Origin of the sequence: Nocardia sp. NPDC050175 (assembly GCF_044459885.1) — a bacterium.
Lineage (GTDB): Bacteria > Actinomycetota > Actinomycetes > Mycobacteriales > Mycobacteriaceae > Nocardia.
Genome location: NZ_JBITJI010000015.1, coordinates 1 through 21,446 on the forward strand (window position 1 = coordinate 1; position 21,446 = coordinate 21,446).

At 67.6% G+C, this 21,446-nt stretch carries 19 protein-coding genes; 9 read left to right on the forward strand and 10 right to left on the reverse strand.

Annotation, left to right across the window (positions count from 1 at the left end):
- Positions 1–228: 228 nt before the first annotated feature.
- Positions 229–1,638 (reverse strand): amidase, encoded by a 1,410-nt coding sequence (locus tag ACIBK2_RS37515; RefSeq protein WP_396974607.1) that lies wholly within the window; start codon positions 1,636–1,638, stop codon positions 229–231.
- Between the two features lie 106 nt (positions 1,639–1,744).
- Here ACIBK2_RS37515 and ACIBK2_RS37520 point away from each other — a divergent pair, with 106 nt between their 5' ends.
- Both ACIBK2_RS37520 and ACIBK2_RS37525 read left to right on the forward strand, forming a co-directional pair.
- Positions 1,745–3,397, forward strand: a complete 1,653-nt coding sequence (locus ACIBK2_RS37520; protein ID WP_396974609.1) for an FUSC family protein — start codon at positions 1,745–1,747, stop codon at positions 3,395–3,397.
- 29 nt (positions 3,398–3,426) lie between these two features.
- Entirely contained in the window at positions 3,427–3,879 is a 453-nt protein-coding gene (locus ACIBK2_RS37525) for an SRPBCC family protein (protein ID WP_396974611.1), read from the forward strand.
- Between the two features lie 3 nt (positions 3,880–3,882).
- Here ACIBK2_RS37525 and ACIBK2_RS37530 read toward each other — a convergent pair whose 3' ends face one another.
- Positions 3,883–5,478 carry an LCP family protein gene (locus tag ACIBK2_RS37530; protein WP_396974613.1) on the reverse strand — a complete coding sequence of 532 codons (1,596 nt, stop codon included), beginning with the start codon at positions 5,476–5,478 and terminating at the stop codon, positions 3,883–3,885.
- A 231-nt stretch (positions 5,479–5,709) separates the two neighbouring features.
- Here ACIBK2_RS37530 and ACIBK2_RS37535 point away from each other — a divergent pair, with 231 nt between their 5' ends.
- Positions 5,710–6,363: an SDR family NAD(P)-dependent oxidoreductase gene (locus ACIBK2_RS37535; protein ID WP_396974615.1), complete on the forward strand. Its 654-nt coding sequence runs from the start codon at positions 5,710–5,712 to the stop codon at positions 6,361–6,363.
- Here ACIBK2_RS37535 and ACIBK2_RS37540 read toward each other — a convergent pair whose 3' ends face one another.
- On the reverse strand, positions 6,364–7,614 hold the full coding sequence (locus ACIBK2_RS37540) for a cytochrome P450 (RefSeq protein WP_396974617.1): 1,251 nt from the start codon (positions 7,612–7,614) through the stop codon (positions 6,364–6,366).
- A 122-nt stretch (positions 7,615–7,736) separates the two neighbouring features.
- On the opposite strand from ACIBK2_RS37540, the gene ACIBK2_RS37545 reads away from it, so the two are divergent.
- Positions 7,737–8,207 (forward strand): winged helix-turn-helix transcriptional regulator, encoded by a 471-nt coding sequence (locus tag ACIBK2_RS37545; RefSeq protein WP_396974619.1) that lies wholly within the window; start codon positions 7,737–7,739, stop codon positions 8,205–8,207.
- 3 nt (positions 8,208–8,210) lie between these two features.
- Here the strand turns inward: ACIBK2_RS37545 and ACIBK2_RS37550 are convergent, their stop codons facing one another.
- On the reverse strand, positions 8,211–9,602 hold the full coding sequence (locus ACIBK2_RS37550; RefSeq protein ID WP_396974621.1) for a pyridoxal phosphate-dependent decarboxylase family protein: 1,392 nt from the start codon (positions 9,600–9,602) through the stop codon (positions 8,211–8,213).
- Positions 9,603–9,664: 62 nt separating this feature from the next.
- Complete coding sequence (locus ACIBK2_RS37555; protein ID WP_396974623.1) at positions 9,665–10,879, reverse strand: Ig-like domain-containing protein; 1,215 nt, start codon at positions 10,877–10,879, stop codon at positions 9,665–9,667.
- Between the two features lie 494 nt (positions 10,880–11,373).
- On the opposite strand from ACIBK2_RS37555, the gene ACIBK2_RS37560 reads away from it, so the two are divergent.
- Positions 11,374–11,925, forward strand: coding sequence for a nuclear transport factor 2 family protein (locus ACIBK2_RS37560; RefSeq protein ID WP_396974625.1), 552 nt, complete (start codon positions 11,374–11,376; stop codon positions 11,923–11,925).
- A 1-nt stretch (position 11,926) separates the two neighbouring features.
- Here ACIBK2_RS37560 and ACIBK2_RS37565 read toward each other — a convergent pair whose 3' ends face one another.
- Positions 11,927–13,534, reverse strand: coding sequence for an FMN-binding glutamate synthase family protein (locus tag ACIBK2_RS37565; RefSeq protein ID WP_396974626.1), 1,608 nt, complete (start codon positions 13,532–13,534; stop codon positions 11,927–11,929).
- 143 nt (positions 13,535–13,677) lie between these two features.
- On the opposite strand from ACIBK2_RS37565, the gene ACIBK2_RS37570 reads away from it, so the two are divergent.
- Positions 13,678–14,643 carry a ketopantoate reductase family protein gene (locus ACIBK2_RS37570; protein WP_396974628.1) on the forward strand — a complete coding sequence of 322 codons (966 nt, stop codon included), beginning with the start codon at positions 13,678–13,680 and terminating at the stop codon, positions 14,641–14,643.
- A 130-nt stretch (positions 14,644–14,773) separates the two neighbouring features.
- Positions 14,774–15,214: an SRPBCC family protein gene (locus tag ACIBK2_RS37575; RefSeq protein ID WP_396974630.1), complete on the forward strand. Its 441-nt coding sequence runs from the start codon at positions 14,774–14,776 to the stop codon at positions 15,212–15,214.
- A 4-nt stretch (positions 15,215–15,218) separates the two neighbouring features.
- Here ACIBK2_RS37575 and ACIBK2_RS37580 read toward each other — a convergent pair whose 3' ends face one another.
- Positions 15,219–15,920: a M24 family metallopeptidase gene (locus tag ACIBK2_RS37580; RefSeq protein ID WP_396974944.1), complete on the reverse strand. Its 702-nt coding sequence runs from the start codon at positions 15,918–15,920 to the stop codon at positions 15,219–15,221.
- 140 nt (positions 15,921–16,060) lie between these two features.
- Here ACIBK2_RS37580 and ACIBK2_RS37585 point away from each other — a divergent pair, with 140 nt between their 5' ends.
- On the forward strand, positions 16,061–16,678 hold the full coding sequence (locus ACIBK2_RS37585) for a GNAT family N-acetyltransferase (RefSeq protein WP_396974632.1): 618 nt from the start codon (positions 16,061–16,063) through the stop codon (positions 16,676–16,678).
- On the opposite strand, the gene ACIBK2_RS37590 is transcribed toward ACIBK2_RS37585, so the two are convergent.
- Positions 16,675–17,325 (reverse strand): class I SAM-dependent methyltransferase, encoded by a 651-nt coding sequence (locus ACIBK2_RS37590; RefSeq protein ID WP_396974634.1) that lies wholly within the window; start codon positions 17,323–17,325, stop codon positions 16,675–16,677. The two genes, ACIBK2_RS37585 and ACIBK2_RS37590, sit on opposite strands and share 4 nt — an antisense overlap.
- Positions 17,326–17,426: 101 nt before the next feature.
- On the opposite strand from ACIBK2_RS37590, the gene ACIBK2_RS37595 reads away from it, so the two are divergent.
- Positions 17,427–18,143, forward strand: a complete 717-nt coding sequence (locus tag ACIBK2_RS37595) for a tRNA-dependent cyclodipeptide synthase (protein WP_396974636.1) — start codon at positions 17,427–17,429, stop codon at positions 18,141–18,143.
- Between the two features lie 32 nt (positions 18,144–18,175).
- Here ACIBK2_RS37595 and glpD read toward each other — a convergent pair whose 3' ends face one another.
- Positions 18,176–19,855, reverse strand: a complete 1,680-nt coding sequence (gene glpD, locus ACIBK2_RS37600) for a glycerol-3-phosphate dehydrogenase (protein ID WP_396974638.1) — start codon at positions 19,853–19,855, stop codon at positions 18,176–18,178.
- Positions 19,856–19,893: 38 nt separating this feature from the next.
- Positions 19,894–21,414 (reverse strand): glycerol kinase GlpK, encoded by a 1,521-nt coding sequence (gene glpK, locus ACIBK2_RS37605; RefSeq protein WP_396974640.1) that lies wholly within the window; start codon positions 21,412–21,414, stop codon positions 19,894–19,896.
- Positions 21,415–21,446 lie beyond the last annotated feature (32 nt).

Sequence of the window (21,446 nt, forward strand, 5' to 3'; positions counted from 1 at the left end):
CCAAGCAGTCCCACTGTTCGGTGCAACCATCACGCGCAGGCCCACTTGACGTACGAAGCGTGTTCTTGACGCATGCTGCAACCTGCGTCAAGAGCATGCTTCGTACGTCAAGTCGCCAGGGCCGTGTTCCTCGCACACGTAATTGCGTCCTTCGCGTACTTGTTGAGGGCCTGGCGGATGAAAGTGGCGTGTGAAGTCCTGAACTGGCTTGGGGAGGTTGGGGATTGGTTAGTGGTTGAGGTGGGGGAAGGGGTGTTCGGCTTCGAGGAGGTAGGCGAGTTCTAGGAGGGTGCGTTCGTTGCCGTAGGTGGTGGCGAATTGGATGCCTATGGGTAGGCCGGTGGGGGTTAAGTCTGCGGGGAGGGTGATGGCGGGGGTGCCGGTTATGTTGTTGATGGGGGTGAATGAGACGTAGGTGCGTAGGCGGTCTAGTAGGTCGTCGAAGGGGACGGTGGGGCTGAGGTAGCCGAGTTCGGGGGTTTCGTGGCCGAGGGTGGGGAGGAGTACGGCGTCGTAAGGGCCAAGGGTGCGTTGGTAAGTGGTGGCTGCGGTGCGTAGGCGGTACAGCATGATGGGGGTGCGCCAGGCGGTGCGGAGGAAGTAGCGGCGTAGGCCGAGGGTGAGGTCGTCGAGGCGGGCGGTGTCGAAGTGGCGGTCGGCGAGCTTGCCGGTGGAGGCGACGAAGGTGGCTAGTAGGCCCCAGTACTGCAGGAACGCTGTTTCGAGCGTGTTGTCGAATGGCATCGGCACCGGCTCGACGTGGTGGCCGTGGGATTCCAGTGTGACGGCGACCTTTTCGACGGCGTCTCGGATCGGTCCGGCGGGTACCGGGCCGCCGATGTTCTCCAGCAGTAGTGCGATGCGTAGCCGTTTTGTCCCCGGGCCCTCGACGTAGCCGATCGGCGGCAGTGCGGGATTGTGCCAATACTGTTCCGCCGCAGCGGTATACGCGGCAGTGTCGCGCACCGTCCTGGTCAGCACGCCTTCGCTGACGATATTGACCGGCAGCTTGCGCGCCATCGCCGAATCGATGTGCCGACCTCGGCTCGGCTTCAGTCCGACCAGCCCGGCGCAGGCCGCCGGAATGCGGATCGATCCGCCGCCATCGTTGCCGTGCGCGATCGGCACCACCCCGGACGCGACCAACGCCGCCGACCCGCCGGACGATCCACCCACCGAATAGCCAGTGTGCCAAGGGTTTCGGGTCGGCCGGGCGAACGGCGGCTCGGTGGTCGCGTTGAATCCGAACTCGGGCAGCGTGCTCTTGCCGAGCACTGTCATTCCGGCACTGAGGAATTGGCGCGCGTACGCGCCGTGCTCCCGCGCTGGCTTGGCCCGGAACGCTTGGGCGCCCTGGTTGGTCGGCATCCCGGCGATGTCGGCGTTGTCCTTCACGAACGTCGGGACCCCGTACAACCGCCCGGTCCGCTCGGCGGGCAGCAGCGGCTTCTCGTAACTCTCGTACGCGACCGCGGCCAACTCCTCGACCTGCCGCGCGCGTTCCACCGCCGCCGCGGCGAGTTCGCGCGGGCTGCGTTCCCCGCTGCGCACCAGTTCGGCCAAGGCGACCGCGTCGTGCTCGCCGAGTGCGTCGTCGGCGAACGAGTGGATGCGGGTGGGTTGCGCGTCAGCGGTCACTCTTCGAATCTAGCGGCGCGCCGCGCGGCGGACCGTCTGTCCAGTGGCGGCCGTCACGCGCATACGGTGGAACGGCAACCCCGCTTGACGATCAGGAAGGACGGACATGGTCCAGTCGGTCTCCGACCCGCTGCCGCCACAGGGGCGAATCGGCGCGCTGCTGTTCGCGCTTCCGCCTGCGGGACGACGCTGGAGCCCCGGTCTGCGGTCCGCGCTGGCCTTCGCGCTGCCCGCCGCGGTGGTCGTCGCGACCGGACACCCGCAGCAGGCGTTGTTCGTGCTGTTCGGTGCCTTCGCGGTGATGTACGGAGAGCGCAGGGCATATCGCATGCGCGCAGGGGTGGTGCTCGCCGCGGGCCTCGCGCTGCTCGCGTCCTGCGGTGTCGGTGCACTGCTCGGGCACGGGCTCTCCGGTGGACTCGGCGCTTCGCTGCTCACGGTGGCCCTGCTGACGGTCGTCGCGGTCGTTGCCGTCTACGCGATCGATGCGCTGCGACTCGGCCCGCCGGGTGCCCTGCTCTTCGTGATCGCCTGTGGCGGCGCCATGATGGCCGCCGAGGCGGGCATATCGACAGCGGACCTGTTGTCCTGCACGGCATTCGGCGTCGCTGCGTCGGTGCTCGCATCGATGGCCGGAGTACTGCGTGATCGGCGCAAGCCCGAGCGGGTAGCCGTCGAAGCCGCGATCCGCGCGGTCGACTCCTACCTGTCGGCGCGGGCATCCGGCCAACCCGCCATCGACCTGCGGCATCAGGCAGGCGGCGCGGTCGCTGAGGCCTGGGCAGCGGTCTACGACGCGGGACTGCCCAGCCGAGCACCGGATTCGGAACTGCTGGCCACCTTGGTCGCGGCCCGCCGCCGACTCGCCGGTCCGGCCTACGACGACACCAACGACCTGGTCGTCGACCCGCTGATCTCCTTCGTCCGCCCCGGCGTCTGGTTCCGCCTGCGCCGCTCGCTGTCCTTCGATTCACACGCCACCATCAGCGCCTTCCGCGTCGGCATCGCCTGCCTGGTCGCCGGCGGACTCAGCGCGCTGCTCGGCCAGGAGCGGCCGCACTGGGCCGTGTTCACCGCGCTGATGGTGTTGCAGATCGGCCCTGATCGAGTTCGCGGCAAGGTGCGCGGCATCCACCGCTTCGTCGGCACGGTCGTGGGTTTGGCGCTCTTCGGCGTGGTGCACCAGCTCGCGTTCACCGGCTACGCCCTCATCGCGCTGGTGGCCGCGCTGCTGTTCTGTATGGAGCTGTTCGTGCCGCGCAACTACGCGCTCGCCGCCATCTTCATCACCCCGATCGCACTGCTCGCGGTCGGTTCGACGCCCGACGGTGCCGTCGCGCCGCTGATCCGAGATCGCTTCATCGAGACCGTGATCGGCGTCGCCGTCGCGGTGCTCGTCCCGCACGTCGTTGTCCCGCGTGCACATCGACGCACCTTCCGCTGGATCGAAATTCGAGTCTGCGCCGTCGCCCGGGCCTTGCTGAAACTGTCGCGCACCGAGCCCGCCGGCGCCCCCGCGGTCGCGCTGATCCAGCAACTGCAATTCGAACTGGTCGGCGTCGCCCGCACCGGAATCGACTCGGCCACCGAGGATCCGCAGTGGACCACCGCGCACTGGCCCACCCACGCCACCACCGCCCACCTCGGCTACGACCTGCTCGCCGCCTACTGGGAGCTACCGCCCGGCGCGCTGCTGGCCGATCCGGACCGCTGGGGCGCCGCATTCGACGCACTGACGCCACTTTCCGACACCCGGTAGCGACGCTTACTCCCTGCTAGCGTTCGGGCATGCAGGACAGTGTGACAGTGCGAATGGCCGCGCCCGCCGACAAGATCTGGCCGCTGGTCAGCGATATCACGAATACGGGACGGTTCAGTCCGGAGACCTTCGCGGCCGAATGGCTCGGCGGCGCTACCGAACCCGCCGTCGGGGTGAAGTTCCGTGGACACGTCAACCGCAACGGCTGGGGTCTGAAGTACTGGACCGTGTGCCGGATCATCACGTGCGAGCCGGGCCGTGAATTCGCGTTCACGGTGCTCGGGCCGGGCGGGATATCGATCAATACCTGGACTTACCGATTCGAGCCGGTCGAGGGTGGCACCGACGTCACCGAATCGTTCCACCTGCACAGCACCCCGGCATTGCGGGTGTACTGGCTGCTGGCCGGTCGGGCGCGCACCAAGACGAACGTCGACGGGATGCGCGAGACGTTGAACCGGATCAAGGCGTTCGTCGAATAGCGGTCAGTTCACGCAGGGGATCGTGCTGCCGATCGTCGTCGTGACGGGCTTACCGGAGTCGGGGGCGGGATCGGCGGTTGTGGTTGGCACGGCGGACGTCGTCGTGGCGGTGGTCGAGTCCGAGCTCGAGGTCAGTTCGGTGGGCATCGTGAAGTCGCTCCCGATGACGACCTGAATGTGGCCCGCCTGGACGTTGGACGAGGCGGTCGCCGTGAGTCCACCGAGCGTCTCGGCCAATTGCGTGGCATCCGCCTCGGCACCCGTGCCATAGGTCACCGTGGTCGTCGTGGTGCTGGTGCCCAGGTTCCCGACTTCGCCCTCGCGATAGCCGCGGTTCGTCAGCGCCGTGGACAGCTTCGCGGCCATTCCGGCCGCACTGCCCGCGTTCTTCACATCGACCGTGCTGGTCGGCGCGTGCGTCGGTGTGCTGCTCGGAGTTTGGATCCCGAACGCGGCCCGCACCTCCTTCTTGATGGCGGCCGGATCGATGATGTTGACGTCCTGACCGTTCACGTTGTCGTAGCGCAACACCGGCAGCGTCCGGAACTCGACCGACATCGAGCCCGCACCCCCGAGGTTCTGCGCGAAATCGAGCAGGTCCCAACCATCGGAGAGCACCACGTCCTGGTGCGCCACCTTCATCAGGTCCGACACCTTGCTCACATTGGTGAGCGTCCCGGAATCCTTGAGCGACTTGGCGACCGAGGTGAGATACGCCTGCTGCCGGTGCGTCCGGTCGAGGTCGCCGTTTTCCAGCCCGTGCCGCTGCCGGACGAACGCGAGCGCGTCGGAACCGTTGAGATGCTGCGGCCCGGCGGGGAACTTGGCGCCGGAGTAGTAGCTGTCGTCGACGGCCTTGTTCAGGCACACGTCGACGCCGCCGAGGGCCTCGGCCAGGTGGTAGAAACCGGCGAGGGCGATCTCGGCGAACCGGTCGATCGGCACGCCGGTCAGGTTGCGCACGGCCGACACGATGGACGCCCGCCCCGCCTCGCGACCCGCGCGTTCCAGCGTGACCTGATCCTTCTCGCCGTTGGCGATCAGCTTGGCCTCCGCGGCCGCCTTTTTCAGCCCGTACGCCTCTTTGATCTTGACGTGGTCGTAACCGGGGATGTTGGAGACCGCGACGTAGTCGTCACGCGGAATGGAGAACGCGACGATGTGCTGCATGTTCGCCGGGACGTGCAGCAGGATGAGCGAGTTGGCGTTGTAGCCGCCCTCATCCCCGTCGCCCGCGTGCAGCTGGTCCAGGATCTCCTTCGGCAGATTGTTGCCGTTCTGGTCCTTGCGGGTGTCCAGGCCGATCAGCAGGATGTTGACGTCGCCGCCCAGCGAGCGCGGTGCGTCCTCGCCGATCGCGTCCGAGCGGTTGAACCCATTGTTGAAGTCGAGCTTGGCCGACCAGGCGAATCCGGTGCCGGAGAGCACCGCGAGCGCGGTGACCGAGACGACCACCCGGACCGCGACCTTCGCCGCCTGCCGAGCCCGGTGCGGCTTTGCCGCGACCCGGCGCTGTTTCGGCGCGGCACGTCGATGCCGCGCCGGCCGCGCGGGCGGGTCGGTGACCCGGGCAAACTCGACTGTGTCGTCATCGTTCAACGCCGCAGACTCTGTGCCCTGCGCTTTTCTCGGCACTCGCGCCACGGATCGTTCCTCGCCGTCTTGTTCCTTGTCCGACCCGTTCGAGAGTACCCACGCGCGCGCAATACCCAGATCAGCGGCGGTTATGTAGTGGCTTTCGCGACAGTCGCGGCGGTGTGCCGTGCGCGGCACGGCGACTACCCAGCAACTGCTGGCCGTGATCACCGCGTCGCCTCTAGGCTCGAGATCATGTCTGCTCCCGTGCTTCTCGTGCTCGGCGCCGGTCCCGGTGTCGGATTGGCTGTTGCCCGACTCTTCGCCGACGACGGTTATGCGGTATTCCTGGCCGCCCGGCTGCCGGAGGAGGCCGAGCCGCTGGCCGCACAGTTGCGCGGCGAGGGTTTCGACGCGGAGGGCGTCGGCGTCGATCTGTCCGATCCGGCCGACATTGCCCGAGTGGTGACCGCGGTGGGGGAGCAGCACGGCCGGATCGACGTGCTGCATTTCAACCCGAGCATGTTCCGCCAGTCGGATCCGTTGCAGCTGTCGGTGCCGGAGTTGATCGAGGACTTCACCATCGGCGCCGCCGCGCTGCTGCCCGCCGTGCAGTCGGCGCTGCCGTTCTTCGCCGAGGGCGCGCGGGTGCTGGTCACCGGGAGCGCGGCGGCGGACAAGCCGTGGAATCAAGCCGCGTCGCTCGGCGTGCAGAAGGCGGCGGTCCGCAATCTGGTGACCAGCTTAGATACCACATTGGCGCCCAAGGGTTTTCGGGCCGTGGCCGTGCAGATCAACGGCGTGCTCGGCGAGGGCGCGTTCACCAGGGAGTTGGTCGCCGAGGCGCTGCACGCCGCCGCCGTCCGGCCCCTCGACGACTGGACGCCGCACGTCTCCTACGACGGCTGACTAACGCGGCAGGATCGCCGCGAACTCGATCGGCATGTGCGCCGGACCGCGCAGGTTCACGTGTTCGCGATACACCGGCGGATCCGTGGGCAGCCGCGGCGATTCGACGCGTTGCGCGAACCGGGTGAGCGCCACCCGCGCCTCCAGCCGGGCCAGCGGAGCGCCGAGACAGAAGTGGGCGCCGAGTCCGAAGGCCAGGTGCCGGTTGTCGCGGGCCGGATCGAAGCGGTCCGGATCGGGGAACGCGGCGGGGTCGCGCTGCGCGGCGGCGACCAGCATCACCACCAGATCGCCGCGCCGGACGGCGAGCTCGCCCACCGTCAGGTCGTCGGCGGCGATGCGCGGGATCAGCTGCACCGGCGGATCGAAGCGCAGCGTCTCCTCGACAACGCCCTGTGCGCGTTCGGGATTCGCGCGCAGGGCGGCGAGTTCGTCGGGGCGGCGCAGCAGCGCGAGGGTCGCGTTGGCGATGAGGTTGACCGTGGTCTCGTGCCCCGCGACGAGCAGCAGCGCGCAGGTGGAGATCAGCTCCTCGTGGCTGAGCATGTCCCCGGCGTCCTCCGCCGCGAGCAGTTGCGAGAGCAGGTCGGGTCCCGGTGTGGCGCGGCGGCGTTCGGTCAACCGCTCGAAGTAGATGCTGAGTTCGGTTCCGGCGCGCTGCAATTCGGCGGGATCGGCCTGGTGCTCGGCCGCCTGCCGCGACGTCGGATCCAACGTGCGAGACAGCAGCGACGACCAATGACTCAGCTGCGCTTCGTCTTCCAGCGGCACGCCGAGCAGTTCGCAGATGACGGTCACCGGCAGCGGATAGGCGAACTCGGTGACGGCATCGAAAGTGCCTGCCGCCGAGTGCTTGTCGAGGATGTCGTCGACGATCTCGGTGATCCTTGGTTCGAGCTGCTGCACCACGCGCGGGGTGAAGGCCTTCGACACCAGCCGCCGCAGCCGGGTGTGGTCCGGCGGATCGAGGAACAGAAACGACGGCTTCACCTGGTCGGCAGTGGTTTTCGTCGCGTCGTAGATCGGCATCGAGCCCAGTTGCAGCTTCGCCAGCGAGCGGTCGACGCTCACCCGAGGATCGCGCAGCACCGCCGCGCAGTCGGCGTGGCCGGGCACGATGACCACCGGCGCCGTCCCGATCCGGAACGGTCCGCGCTCCCGCAACCGCGCGAACAGGGGGTAGGGATTCGGCCGCACCGCGGGGTCGAGCAAACGGACGTAGTCGGCGCTCGACTCTTCTGCTGACGTCATAGGACTCCCACCTCATCGACCCGGCGGCAACCGATCGTGCCCGTGCTGCGCTCGGATAGGTAGTATTATTCCGATACCAACAGTAGGAATGCAATACCAACAACGAATGCGAAGATATCCGGATGACCATCCGACGCCCCGCCGATGATTCGGTGACCCGCGTCGTCGAGCTGCTCGGCGACCGGTGGTCCATCCTGGTCATCGCCGAGGCGTTCTTCGGCGTGCGCCGGTTCAGCGATTTCGCCCGCAACATCGGCATCACCAACCGCAACCTGCTCACCAGCCGCCTGCGCATGCTGATCGACGCCGGCATCTTCGCCCGCACCGACGAGGGCGGCGGCCGCGTCGACTACCACCTCACCGCCGCGGGTCGCGAGCTGTACCCGATCATCATCGCCATGTCGGCGTGGGGCGACCGGCACCTGGCCGAGCCGGACGGCCCGCCGCTCATCCTCGAGCACCGCACCTGCGGCCACCCGATCACGCCGCTGCTGGTGTGCGACCACTGCCGCACCGAACTCGATCCCCGCGACGTCGAACCACAGCCCGGTCCCGGTTTTCATCCACCGCCCGCCACGGAAGTGGCGAGCTGACGATCAACCGAGGGCGAGTGCCGCCGCGGCGATCGCCTCGGCCGCCCGATCCACGTCGGTGTCGGTCGTTCGCCAATTGCTGAACGCGGCGCGAATCGCTGGCACTCCCTCGTAAACCGTTGGCGTCACAAAGGTTTCGCCGGACTCGGCGATGGCGTCGACCAGCGCGTGCACCCGCTCGGTAGTGGGCTGGTCGGTCAACGTAAAACACACGACGTTGAGCCGCACCGGAGCGACGAGCCGGAGCAGCCCGGTCGCGACGAGCCGCTCGGCAAGGCTGTTGGCACCGGAGATGTTGCGCTGCACGATATCCCGGTGACCATCGCGACCGTACGCGGTGAGCGAGAACCAAGCCGCGAGCGCACGCAGTCGCCGCGAGTTCTCCGGCACCAAATGCCCGAAATCTGGTGTGCCGGTGGGCGGGGTCAGATAGGCGGCGGAATTCAGGAAGACGCGCAGCTGCAGATCCCGGTGCCGGGTGTACTGGACCGCCGCGTCGTAGGGCACGTTGAACCACTTGTGCAGATCGACACAGACCGAATCCGCTTCCCCGAGCCCGTCTACCAACTCGGCATACTCCGGTGCCAGCGCCGCGAACGCGCCGAACGCGCCGTCGACATGCAGCCAGAACGGATACCGTTGGCGCAGTGCGGCAATCGCGCGCAGATCGTCGAAGTCGACGGTGTTCACCGTGCCCGCATTGGCGACCACAATGGCGGGCCGGCCGTCCAGCGCCGCGAGGGCCTCGGCGAGCCGGTCCACGTCGACGGCCTCCCGGCCGGGCATGGTCGGCACCAATCGCATACTGTCCCGCCCGATTCCGAGCATGGACAACGACTTGACGATGCTGGAATGCGGCGTTCCCGACAGCACGTGCACCGGCCCCAGCGCGCCGATTCCGGCCTGCGCCACCGAGATTCCCAGCTGTTCGCCCAACCACTCCCGCGCGATCGCCAAGCCGACGAAATTCGACATCGTCGCCCCGCTGACAAACGCCCCGGTGTGCTGTTCCAGTCCGAACAGCCCCCCGATCCAGCCCACCGTCTGATGTTCCAACTCGATCGCCGCGGAATCCTCACCCGACATCGCGTTCTGATCGAGCACCCCGGTCAGCCAATCGCCCGCGACCGACGCCGGGGTGGCGCCACCGGTGACGAAACCGAAATAGCGCGGGCCCGCGCTCCCAGAGAACTGCGGCTCCCAGCGTTCACGGAACAGCGCGAGTGCCCGGCCAAGGCCGATGCCGTGTTCCGGAAGTGCCGCGGGCCCTACCTCTTTCGGTGCCCGCGCGACCGGCCGCGTCTCGATACCGGTCAACAGGTCCGTCGCCGATTCGCGCACCGCATCCAGCAACGCAGGCAATTCGGCGAGGTCGGCGGCAAGGTTTTCGTCCACACCCCGACGCTACGAGCCGCACCCCTGACTTGTCGGGAGCCAGTCGGCAGCTGCTGGCCTTACTACTTCAGCGCGCTGCCCGCCTGCCACTGATCCCACGACAGACCCCAGTCACCGTTCTGCCAGACGTCGAGCGGCGCGCCACCGGTATTGCGCACCTCCACCACGTCGCCGGGGACCGCGAAGTCGTAGAACCATCGCGCGTTGTCCGGGCTGAGGTTCAGGCAGCCGTGCGAGGTGTCGGTATTGCCCTGCGCCCACACCGTGGACGCCAGCTCGTGCAGATAGATGCCGTCGGTGCTGATCCGGGTCGCCCAGTTGATGGATTCCTTGTAGCCGAGCCGGGAGTTGACCGGCAGCCCGAAGGTGGACGAGTCCATGACCACCGGGTTGGCCTTGCTCATCACCGTGTAGACGCCGGGCTGGGTCCAGAAGGTGATCGTCTTGCCGCCGACGTTCTCACTGCCGCCCATGCCCATCGAGGTGGGCATGGAGCGGATCATCTTGCCGTCCTCGAACACCTGGACCTGCTTGGTGTTGTCGTCGGCGATGGAGACGTGCGAGGCGCCGATGGTGAACGAGGCCTTGGTGTCCTCCTGGCCGTACAGGCCGCCGCCGAGGTCGACCGCGTAGATGTTGGCCGCGACCGTCACCTTCGTGCCGGACGGGTAGTACTCCTTCGGCCGCCAGTGCACGTGCTGATTGTCGAGCCAATACCAGGAGCCCTCCAGCGGCGGGGTCGTGGTGACCTGCAGCCGCTTCTCGGCGAGCGCGCGGTCCGGCACGTCCTCGTCGAAGTGCGCGGCGATCACCGCGCCGACGCCGAAGGTGCCGCCGTCGAGCAGCCCACCGCCGGTGGTCTCGAAGTAGACCTTGGTCTGGTTGTTCGGTGTCAACGTGGAAAACGTCGAGGTCAGCGGGCCACTGCGGCCGGTGATCGTGAGCCCCTCGGCGGTGATCGTGTACGAGTGGCCGTAGCCGACCGGTTCGGTGGGTTTCCACGCCGTCTTGTCCGGCGTGAAGATGCCCTCGATGGGCTTGCCCTTCTCGTTGGTCATGGTGACCGAGGTCAGCACGCCGTCGCCCGCGGTCACCTGGACCGGAGTCTTCGGATCGACATCCTTCGCGCCCGACGCCGGGGTGATGGAGATAGCGGGCGGCGCGGGGTCGGCCGCTCCCGGCTTCTTCGACTCCGACGCTGAACAACCGGCAACCACCAATGCGGTAACCAGGATGACTATCCCGGCAACACTGGATCGGAAGCGGCGACTCGACATGATTTCTCCTGTGTTCGCCGTGCGCTTCCCGCTGCGCACCCTCGACTTACTGTCCCGCTCAGCAGTTTAGCGGCCCGACGGCGCTGCCTTGCCCGCGCGGGATCGTCGTCAGTTGCTCGGGCCGAACATGAAGTCCGTGGCCAACTGCTGGGCGGCCTGTTCGCCGAGGAACGGCTGGAGAAGGACGTAGAGAATCGTCGACATCGAATAGCCCCGATCAGGTATAGCTGTACTGTTGCGCCCCCGCGGTGTTCGCCGAACCCCGGCTCCGGTGTCGCGGCTCGACCTCCATGCGAACAACTCAAGGCTATGACCGCCGTCACAGAACAGCAAACGAACGCCCAGCACGGCGGGTCGCCCGAACGGGCGCTGACCAGTGGTGAGCGCCACAGCGGATTCGCCGAATACTCATTGACGGCTGATGTTTGCTCATGATTTGCTGACTCATCTTCGAGTGATCGACCGGCACGATGGGAAGGCTTGTGATGATCAGCATGACAACCGCTCCGCAGGACCGGAGACGTATCGGCACCCGGAGCAACGGGTCCACCGGACTCCCCGACGCGGCCGTCGAACGCGCCGCGATCGAACGCTTCTACGAGCTGCTCTTCCTGCAGGACCATGAGCAGATCCTGGACCTGGTCACCGCCGACGTGCGGTTCCACGCGCCGTGGCAGCTACCCGGCCTGCCGGACACCATCGAGGGCCGCGAAGAGTTGGGCGAGAGCATGCTCTGGTGGAGCGCCGAACTGTGGCAGCCCGGCAGCCTGTGCCGCATCGCCGTGCGCCCGTTCGCCGCGCCGCACGCCTGGTTCGCCAACATCGAGGGCGACTTCACCGCGATCGAGAGCCAACGTCACTATCACGCAACGTTTCTCAGTGAAATCCGGTTCCACGAGGGACAGATCGCCGAAGTGCAGCAGTATCACAACACGCTCAACCAGATCATCGGGTTGGGTGCGGACGTGCCGGGCATCAATGTGCCCGGATATGGGCCGGGCTCGCGCCGCGGCTTCGCGAGCGACCAGGGCGAGGCCGTCGCCTGATTCACCGCGCGGCGGGATGCGGCGCGTTGATCCGGAACGAATCTGCCGAGGCGTAATTCCAGTCGTCGCGCCAGGCCGCCGGGGTGTCGGCGAGCAACTCGCCGGGGGTGAGCCATTCGTACAGTTCGGCGTAGGAGCGAACGGTGGTGGTGGACACCCGTTTCCGGAGCATGTGCGGGGTCAGGTCGGCCGGGTGCTGGACGCCGAGGGTGGCCATCAGGCCGACGGCCTGCGCGACGACCGCCTCGTGGTAGCGCTGGACGCGAATGCTCTTGTCCGCCACGTCGAGTGCGCGGGCGCGCTTGGGATCCTGGGTGGCCACGCCGACCGGGCATTTGTTGGTGTGGCACATCATGGCCTGGATGCAGCCGACCGCCATCATCATGGCCCGGGCGGAGTTGGTGAAGTCGGCGCCCTGGATGAGGCGGATGACGATATCGCTTGCGGTGGCGACCTTTCCGCTCGCGCCCAGCTTTATCCGGTCGCGCAGTCCGGTGCCGACCAGCGCGTTGTGCACGGTCATCAGCCCGTCGGTGAGCGGCAGACCGACGTTGTCCTCGTATTCCAGTGGCGCGGCGGCGGTTCCGCCCTCGGCGCCGTCGATGGTGATGAAGTCCGGGGTGATGCCTTCGGCCACCATCGCTTTGCAGAACGCGATCACGTCGATCCTGGATCCGACACAGAGCTTGAAGCCCACCGGCTTCCCGCCGGAGAGCTCGCGCAGGCGCGCGATGAACTCGATCATCTCGCGCGGCGTCGAGAAGGCCGAATGCATCGGCGGGCTCACGCATTTCACGTGCGCGGGCACGCCGCGGAAGCCCGCGATCTCCGCGGTCACCTTCGCGGCGGGCAGCACGCCGCCGATGCCCGGCTTCGCACCTTGACTGAGCTTCAACGAGATTGCCTTGATCCGGTCGTCGGCGGCCTTATCGGCGAACTGGGCCGGGTCGAAATCGCCTGCCGCGGTGCGCGCGCCGAAGTAGCCCGACCCCAGTTCCCAGATCAGGTCGCCGCCGCCGTCGAGGTGATAGGAGGTGAGGCCGCCCTCGCCGGTATCGTGCGCGAAACCACCAAGGGCCGCACCGTGATTCAACGCACGGATGGCATTGGCCGACAGCGCGCCGAAGCTCATCGCCGAGACGTTCATCAGCGACATCGCGTACGGCTTGGTGCAATCCGGCCCGCCCACCAGCACCCGGGGCGGTTCCGCCGGTTCGGGCACCGGCGCGATCGAGTGCACCAGGTACTCGCTGCCGATCGCGCTGAGGTCGCGCTCGGTGCCGAACGACTGCTCGCCGTGAATTCCCTTGGCGCGCTCGTAGATCGTCGATCGGATCTCGCGATCGTAGGGGCGTCCGTCGAAGTTGCGCTCCACGAAATACTGCTGGATCTCGGGCCGGATCTCTTCGAGCAGATAGCGCAGATGCCCGAGCAGCGGATAGTTCCGCAGCAGCGAGTGCTTGCGCTGCAGCAGGTCGTAGACGCCGAGCAGCAGCAGCGCCCCGAGCAGGATCAGCACCACTGTCCAGGCCCAACCGCCGATGACGGCGGCGAAGCCGACGGTCAGCACGGCGGGCACCAGCGCGCCGAACAGGAAGAAACGCAGCATCGGCCATCCTTCGGATCGAACGCGGCTTTCGGGTGCAACCCCGACCGATCCTACTGAGCGACACCGTCCAAATGCGCGACCAAGAGCAAGTCGAACTGTCGCGGCGGCGGGCGGCACCTCGCCCGAACTGGCAGGCTCGGGGCATGGCTACCAAGCGGTTCATTGTGTACGGGGCGGGTGCGGTCGGCGGCAGCCTCGGTGGGCTGCTGCACCGGGCCGGGCACGAGGTCGTGCTCATCGCGCGGGGCGCGCACCTGGCCGCGATCCAGTCGGAGGGACTGCGTTTGGTGACTGGCGGCGGTGCCGAGACGTTGTCCATTCCCGCCGTGTCGAGTCCGGCGGAGCTCACCGGCGCACCCGGCGACGTGGTGCTGCTGACGATGAAGAGTATGAATACCGAAGCGGCACTGCGGGATCTGTCGGGAGTGGTGGATCGCGAGACGCCGATCGTATGCCTGCAGAACGGTGTCGCCAACGAGCGTGCCGCGTTGCGCCGCTTCCCGAACGTGTACGGGGTCTGCGTGATGTTCCCGTCCACCCATCTGGAGCCGGGTGTGGTGCAGCCGCGAGCGTGGCCGGTGCCCGCCATTCTCGATATCGGCAGGTACCCCACGGGCAGCGACGAGACCGCGGAATCCATCGCGGCCGCGTTCCGTTCGGCGGGCTGCCACTCGGAGCCGCGATCGGACATCATGCGCTGGAAGTACAACAAGCTGCTGATGAATCTCGGCAACGCCGTCGACGCGACCATCCAGCCGGGCGACGGTGTCACCGAGATTCTCGATCGTGCGCGCGCCGAGGCCGTCGAGGTGCTGACCGCCGCCGGTATTCCGTTCGCCTCCGCCGAAGAGGACAAGGCCAGGCGCGGCGACATCCTGCGCACCGGCGGCACCAGCCGGTCCGGCAGCTCGTCCTGGCAGAGCCTGGCCCGCGGCACCGGCAGCATCGAGACCGACTACCTCAACGGCGAGATCGTGCTGCTCGGCCGCCTGCACGGCGTGCCGGCCCCGGTCAACGAGCGCATCTGCGAGGTGGCCGACACCTTTGCCCGCGAAGGACGGGCGCCCGGATCGCTCCCTGCCGCCGAGCTGCTCGCAACTATCCGATAGCGATCGAGGACGACCGCGGCGGCAGAACCGGGTGGGCGTGCTCGCGTATCCGGCCTCGGGCTGATAGAACTTGCCGTAGTTCGGCCGAAGGCGGCCGAGTGTCGGCGGTCGGAGGAGGCACGTTTTGTCGATGATCACGGTTACCCGCGAGATCGCCGTGCCACCGGAGCAGGTCTGGGCAGTGATCACCGATCTCGATCGCACGGCCGAGGTGATCAGGGGTATCTCCCGGCTGGAGCGCCTCGATGGCGGAACCGGCTTCGAGGTCGGCACCTCCTGGAAGGAAACCCGGGTCGCGTTCGGCAAGGAATCCACCGAGACGATGACCGTGACGGCCATCGTGCCCGGCCAGTCCTACACCACCGAAGCCGATTCGCACGGCACCCACTATCGCTCCATCTTCACCCTCACGGCGCAGGGCTCGAACACCCTGCTGGCCATGGGTTTCGAAGGTCGGCCGCACGGCAAGGTCGGCCGCATGGCCGCCTTCATCGGCAAACTCCTAGAGGGCCCTACCCGCCGCATGCTCCGCCGCGACCTCGACGACATCGCCACCGCCGCGGAGCGCTGAGCGACTACACCGCAGGCCGGATATCCAGGAGCTGCTCGAAGAACCCGCCGATGTTGTTCGCGCGGTCCACCAGGTGGATCTCCAGAATCCAATGGCAGATCCGGCCTTTGGGATCGAGGCGCCGCATCGGCGGGGTCGAGCCCGCCGCGACATACGTGGTGACCTCGGTGCCGGAGATCTGCTTGTGCGGGAACTCGCCAACAAGATGTCCGGCGATCTCCGCGGTCACCTCCCAGCCTTGCTCGGCCGCCTGCTCGACGACCCAGGTGTAGAGCTGGTCGCCGGTGATATCGGGATGCGCCTCGAAGTGCGCCCGGCCCCGCTCCCAGAACGGCTCCAGCGCGTCCCGCAAGGCCAGCTTGGCCGGATCGTCGCCGAGCACATAGGTGCGGCCGAAGTCGGCCTCCCATTCGGCGAAGATCGGCCCGAAGTCGAGGAAGCAGATGTCGTCCGCGCCGATGATCCGATCCGGCGGGTTCGCGCTGTACGGCTCGAGCGTATTGATGCCGGACCGCACGATCCGCTTGTGCCAGAACCGCCGCGTGCCGAACATCTCGCCGGCCAGATCGCGCACCGCGTCGCTCACCACCGATTCGCGTTTGCCCGGCGCGATGATCCCGCGAGCGACCACCTCGTCGAACAATGCCACGGCATTGGCCTCCGCCGCCAACAGAGCGGAAACCCGCTCGGCCTCGACCACATCCAGCGTCTCCATGATTCGACACTAGATCATTGAGACCACCTGGTCCGTACGCGATCCGCCACACGCGACAACCCTGCGGACCCGCTCGGCGGTGAGCACGTTTCTTGCGTCGAACGTGCCGCGGACGGGGAAGAATCGACGTCATGCCAATGTTGACGGACGACTTGGTCGCCGCCGAAATGTTCACGCAGTCAGCGCAACCGGTGTTCACTACCGGCGACGGGTTGCTGCTCCGGCCATGGACGGTCGATGACGCACCCGAGGTCTTCGAGGTGTTCGCCGATCCCTCGATCCAACGCTGGCATGTCCGCAGCGCCGACTCGGTCGACGAGGTGTGCGACTGGATCGAACGATGGTCGGGGACGTGGCGTGCGGGCATCGGCGCCCATTGGGCGGTCATCGATATCGCAAGCGGGCGACTGGTCGCCCGAGCCGCGTTGAAGGACTTCCAGCTCGCCGTCGGCCAAGCCGAGGTCGCCTACTGGACCGCGCCCGCTGCCCGCGGGCAGGCCGTCACACCGCGCGCGATTGCCACGCTGACAACCTGGGCGTTCGGTGTCGGATTCCACCGGCTGCAACTGAGCCACTCGGTGGCGAACCAGCCGTCGTGCCGGGTCGCCGCCAAGCTCGGCTATGCCCTGGAAGGGACCATGCGCAGTGCTGGGCTGCACGCCGACGGCTGGCATGACATGCATCTGCATGCGCGCATCGCGGATGAGCACCCGGCGGGCATGAGCGGACCAGAGCGGGACCGGATCTAGACGCGGCGGATCCTGGCCAGCCACGCCACCACATCGATGGAACTGCCCTCGGGCAGGCCGAGATCCGGCTTCTGCTCGAGCGCGGACGCGGTGACTCGGCCGCGATAGTGCGTGGACTGCAGATCCTCCAATTCCCAACCGTCGACGAATGATTCGCGGATGACCGAGTCACTGATCTGCGGCCCGAAGCCGGGTCCGGCATCGGACAGCGCGAGGATATTGACCACCCCGCCCGGCTTGCAGAGTGCGTGCAGGCTGCGCACGTACGCGGCACGCGGCTCGGGTTCGGTGCCGAAGACGTGGAACAGCGCGCTGTCCACGATCGTGTCGAAGGTCGGCGCGTCCGCGGCGGCACCGAACGCGATGGCATCGGCCACCTCGAACCGCGCGCTCGGAACCCCTTGCGCGGCAGCGTTTCCGCGAGCGAACTCGACCGCGCTGGAGGACAGGTCGATACCGAGCACGTCATAGCCGAGCTCGGTCAGCAGGATCGTGTGTTCACCCGCGCCGGAACCGGGGTCGAGCACCCGGCCGCGAATCCAGCCGTCGCGCTCCAGCGCGACGATCGCGGGCTGTGGTTCTCCGATCACCCACGGTGCGATGTCGTTGTCATAGGCGGAATTCCAGAAATCGGCGGATCTCGTCATACCTGAATGGTTCACCCTGAACCGTGGTTGAGGTCAATGGGTTGAACAGCGCGGGCGGCGTGTCGGACCGCGATCGCCGCCGGGTTTGACAGCATGCTCTGATGCAGACGGCGGTCGAGCTCACTGCGTTGCCGCTGACGCCCAACTGTGCCGAGCTCTTCGCGCGGAGAGAGCACGTCTTCTTGGGCATCAGCCCGTTCAACAGCTATTTCAAGCGGGTGCGGATCGCGGAGCTGACGAGGTGGGCGGCCGCGGAGTTCGCCTACGTCCAGTTTCATCTGCCCGATGTGCCGTGCGTGTTCACGTTGCAGGCGCTCGGGCTACCGGAGGACAAGGCGCGCAAGCGAGCTCACGAGAACGGGCTGAAGATGCGCAATCGGATCCGGGACGCGCTGGGGTCGGCGGGTCTGTCCGGTCTGGAGTCGCGGGTGATCGACTGGACCTACCTCGCGGAGAACTCGATCTTCGTCGAATTGCACCGAGAAGCGCAGCAGCTGTTCGCCACCCACCAGGAATTTCGCGACCGCTGCCTGGAGACCACCCGAAATGTCCTGCGGCACCGGCTACCTGACGGCAGTGAGCCGACCGCGCACCAGTGTGAGCTCGCGGCCCAATACTTTCTGGCCGACATACCGCTGCTCGTCGACACCGCGGGCATCGTCGGCAGCGAATCCTCGCTGTACGCCTATCACCGGAACATCCCGTTCATCGACGCGCTTTTCCATCGCGAACTACCGATGCAACCGGTTGCGCGGCAAGGATATTTGACGCTCCGCGCGCCCGGCGAGCTCGATGATCGGCCGAAACCACAGGCCTGAACCAGGATCGAGCTCGCCGAGCGGCGCACGGGTCAGGCGACGGCGACCAGGCGGGCGGCGTTCGCGGCCTCGTCGTCGGCGGCCCGGTTGGCGGCCAGTTCGGCCTCGACGCGGTCCCGGTAGCGGCTGAGCTCGCGCTCGGCGGTGTCGGCATCCCAGCCGAGCCGGGCGCCGATCAGGAACGCCACCTCGGGCGCGGCGATCAGGCCGCGGTCCGACGCCTCGATGGAGATGCGGGTGCGGCGGGTGAGCACGTCGTCGAGATGCAGTGCGCCCTCGTGGGTTACGGCGTAGACGACCTCGGCGGCGAGGTACTCCTCGGCGCCCGCCAGCGGCTGGCCCAGTGCCGGATCCTCCGCGATCAGCTCGAACAGGTCGTGCACGGCGGAACCGTAGCGGCCGAGCAGGTGCTCGACGGTGGCCTTCGGCAGCCCGGAGCGCTGCGCGAGGCTGTCCAGATCGGCGGCCATCTCCTGGTAGCCGACCGCACCGAGCAGCGGCAGCTTGTCGGTCACCGACGGCGCGACGGCGCGACCGAGGCCGGCCACCGCGGCGTCCACCACGTCGGCCGCCATCACCCGGTAGGTGGTGTACTTGCCGCCCGCGATCACGAACAGACCCGGAACCGGTTCGGCCACCGCGTGTTCGCGCGACAGCTTCGCGGTGTCGCTGGACGCGCCGGACACCAGCGGGCGCAGCCCGGCGTAGGTGCCGACGATGTCGTCGCGGGTCAGCGGGTCGCGCAGCACCGCGTTGACGTGATCGAGGATGTACTGCACGTCGGCGTTGCTGGCGGCCGGATGATCCTTGTCCAGCGACCAATCGGTGTCGGTGGTGCCGATGATCCAGTGCTGGTGCCACGGGATCACGAACAGCACGCTCTTCTCGGTGCGCATGATCAGCCCGGTGTCCAGGTCGAGCCGCTCGCGCGGCACCAGGATGTGCACGCCCTTGGAAGTGCGCACGTGGAACGGGAATTCGACGCCGGTCATCCGGTTCATCTCATCGGTCCACACGCCGGTCGCGCTGATCACCCGGCGGGCGCGCACGGTGTATTCGCAGCCGGTCTCCAGATCGGTGACGTGCGCGCCGACGACCCGCTCGCCGTCGCGCAGCAGGCCGGTGACCTTGGTGCGGGTGAGCACGGTCGCGCCGTGCTGCGCGGCGGTACGCGCGATCGTCATGGTGTGCCGCGCGTCGTCGACCTGTGCGTCGAAGTACCGGATGGCACCGGTCATCGAGTCTTCGCGCAGCGCGGGCGCCAATTCCAGTGCGCGCGTACGGGTCAGATGCCGGTGCATGGGCAGCGCCCTGGCACCACCGATCGTGTCGTACAGGGCGACGCCCGCACCGATGTACGCGCGCTCCCACACCCGATGCTGCAGCGGCAGCAGGAACGACACCGGGCGCACCAGGTGCGGCGCCAGCTTGTTCAGCAGCAGGCCGCGTTCCTTCAAAGCCTCACGCACCAGCCAGAAGTCGAGCTGCTCGAGGTAGCGCAGCCCGCCGTGGATGAGCTTGCTGGAGCGGCTGGACGTGCCCGCCGCGAAGTCCCTGGCTTCCACCAGGGTGACGCTCAGGCCGCGCGCGGCGGCATCCAGTGCGGCGCCGGCGCCGACCACGCCGCCGCCGATCACCAGCACATCGATCTCGTCGTCGCCAAGGGCGTCGATCGCCTCGGCGCGGTAGCTGGGGTCTAATCGTGCTGACATGAATCTCTCCTTGTTCCAGTGATATTCGCGTCGGCGACTCAGTCGTCTACGTCTATCCAGTCGAGGGTGCGCGACACGGCCTTCTGCCAGCGGGCGTAGCCGCGTTCGCGTTGCTCCTCGGACCAGGTGGGGTACCAGCGCTTGTCTTCGTGCCAGTTCTGTACGAGTTCGTCTGTGCTGCCCCAGAATCCGACGGCCAAACCGGCCGCATAGGCGGCGCCGAGCGCGGTGGTCTCCGCGACCACCGGCTTCGACACCGGCACGCCGAGGAAGTCGGCCTGGATCTGCATGCACAGCTCGTTGGCGGTGACACCGCCGTCCACCCGCAGCACGTCGAGCGGCACGCCGGAGTCGGCCTGCATCGCCTCGACGACGTCGCGGGTCTGGTAGCAAATGGATTCCAGCGTCGCCCGCGCCAGATGGGCGTTGGTGCTGAACCGGGACAGCCCGACGATCGCGCCGCGCGCGTCCGAACGCCAGTAGGGCGCGAACAACCCGGAGAACGCGGGCACGAAGTACACGCCTCCGTTGTCCTCGACCTGCCTGGCCAGCGATTCGCTTTGCGACGCACCGGAAATGATGCCCAGCTGATCGCGCAGCCACTGCACCGCCGAGCCGGTCACCGCGATCGAGCCTTCCAGCGCGTACACCGGCTTCTGGTCGCCGAACTGATAGGCGACCGTGGTGAGCAGCCCGTGCTGCGATCGCACGATGTCCTCACCGGTGTTGAGCAGCAAGAAGTTTCCGGTGCCGTAGGTGTTCTTCGCCTCGCCGGGCCGGAAACACACTTGGCCGACCGTGGCCGCCTGCTGATCGCCGAGCACGCCGGACAGCGGCACCTCGCCGCCGAACGGCCCATCGGCCCTGGTCTTTCCGAACAGCTCCGGATTCGACGACGGCGCGATGGTCGGCAGCATCGAGCGCGGGATGCCGAAGATGGACAACAGTTCGTCGTCCCAGTCCAGGGTCTCCAGGTTCATCAGCATGGTGCGGCTGGCATTGGTCGGATCGGTGACGTGCACGCCACCGTCCACCCCGCCGGTCAGGTTCCACAGCAGCCAGCTGTCGGTGTTGCCGAAGATCGCCTCGCCGCGCTCGGCCGCTTCCGCGACACCGGCGACGTTGTCCAGGATCCAGCGCAGCTTGCCGCCGGAAAAGTAAGTGGCCGGGGGCAATCCGGCTTTGTGCCGAATGGTGTCGCCGTGCCCGGCGCGCTCCAGTTCGGCGGCGATGCGGTCGGTGCGGGTGTCCTGCCAGACGATGGCGTTGCAGTACGGCCGCCCGGTCTTGCGGTTCCACACCACGGTGGTTTCGCGCTGGTTGGTGACGCCGACCGCGGCGAGGTCGCTCGCCTGCAGGTCGGCTTTGGTGAGCGTGCTCTGGATGACCGCGCGGGTGCGCTCCCAGATCTCGGTCGGGTCGTGCTCCACCCAGCCCGGCTGCGGGAGGATCTGCTGGTGCTCGAGCTGGTGGCGGGCGACTTCGTTGCCGCTGTGATCGAACACCATGAAGCGTGTGCTGGTGGTGCCCTGGTCGATGGCGCCGACGTACTGGCTCATGACTGCACCTCGCTGGCGCTCGGCTCCGTCAT

Coding starts and splice junctions, on each gene's coding strand:
- ACIBK2_RS37520 (WP_396974609.1), top strand. CDS start 1,745: ATGGTCCAGTCGGTCTCCGACCCGCTGCCGCCACAGGGGCGAATCGGC.
- ACIBK2_RS37525 (WP_396974611.1), top strand. CDS start 3,427: ATGCAGGACAGTGTGACAGTGCGAATGGCCGCGCCCGCCGACAAGATC.
- ACIBK2_RS37535 (WP_396974615.1), top strand. CDS start 5,710: ATGTCTGCTCCCGTGCTTCTCGTGCTCGGCGCCGGTCCCGGTGTCGGA.
- ACIBK2_RS37540 (WP_396974617.1), bottom strand. CDS start 7,614: ATGACGTCAGCAGAAGAGTCGAGCGCCGACTACGTCCGTTTGCTCGAC.
- ACIBK2_RS37545 (WP_396974619.1), top strand. CDS start 7,737: ATGACCATCCGACGCCCCGCCGATGATTCGGTGACCCGCGTCGTCGAG.
- ACIBK2_RS37555 (WP_396974623.1), bottom strand. CDS start 10,879: ATGTCGAGTCGCCGCTTCCGATCCAGTGTTGCCGGGATAGTCATCCTG.
- ACIBK2_RS37560 (WP_396974625.1), top strand. CDS start 11,374: ATGACAACCGCTCCGCAGGACCGGAGACGTATCGGCACCCGGAGCAAC.
- ACIBK2_RS37565 (WP_396974626.1), bottom strand. CDS start 13,534: ATGCTGCGTTTCTTCCTGTTCGGCGCGCTGGTGCCCGCCGTGCTGACC.
- ACIBK2_RS37570 (WP_396974628.1), top strand. CDS start 13,678: ATGGCTACCAAGCGGTTCATTGTGTACGGGGCGGGTGCGGTCGGCGGC.
- ACIBK2_RS37575 (WP_396974630.1), top strand. CDS start 14,774: ATGATCACGGTTACCCGCGAGATCGCCGTGCCACCGGAGCAGGTCTGG.
- ACIBK2_RS37585 (WP_396974632.1), top strand. CDS start 16,061: ATGCCAATGTTGACGGACGACTTGGTCGCCGCCGAAATGTTCACGCAG.
- ACIBK2_RS37590 (WP_396974634.1), bottom strand. CDS start 17,325: ATGACGAGATCCGCCGATTTCTGGAATTCCGCCTATGACAACGACATC.
- ACIBK2_RS37595 (WP_396974636.1), top strand. CDS start 17,427: ATGCAGACGGCGGTCGAGCTCACTGCGTTGCCGCTGACGCCCAACTGT.
- glpD (WP_396974638.1), bottom strand. CDS start 19,855: ATGTCAGCACGATTAGACCCCAGCTACCGCGCCGAGGCGATCGACGCC.
- glpK (WP_396974640.1), bottom strand. CDS start 21,414: ATGAGCCAGTACGTCGGCGCCATCGACCAGGGCACCACCAGCACACGC.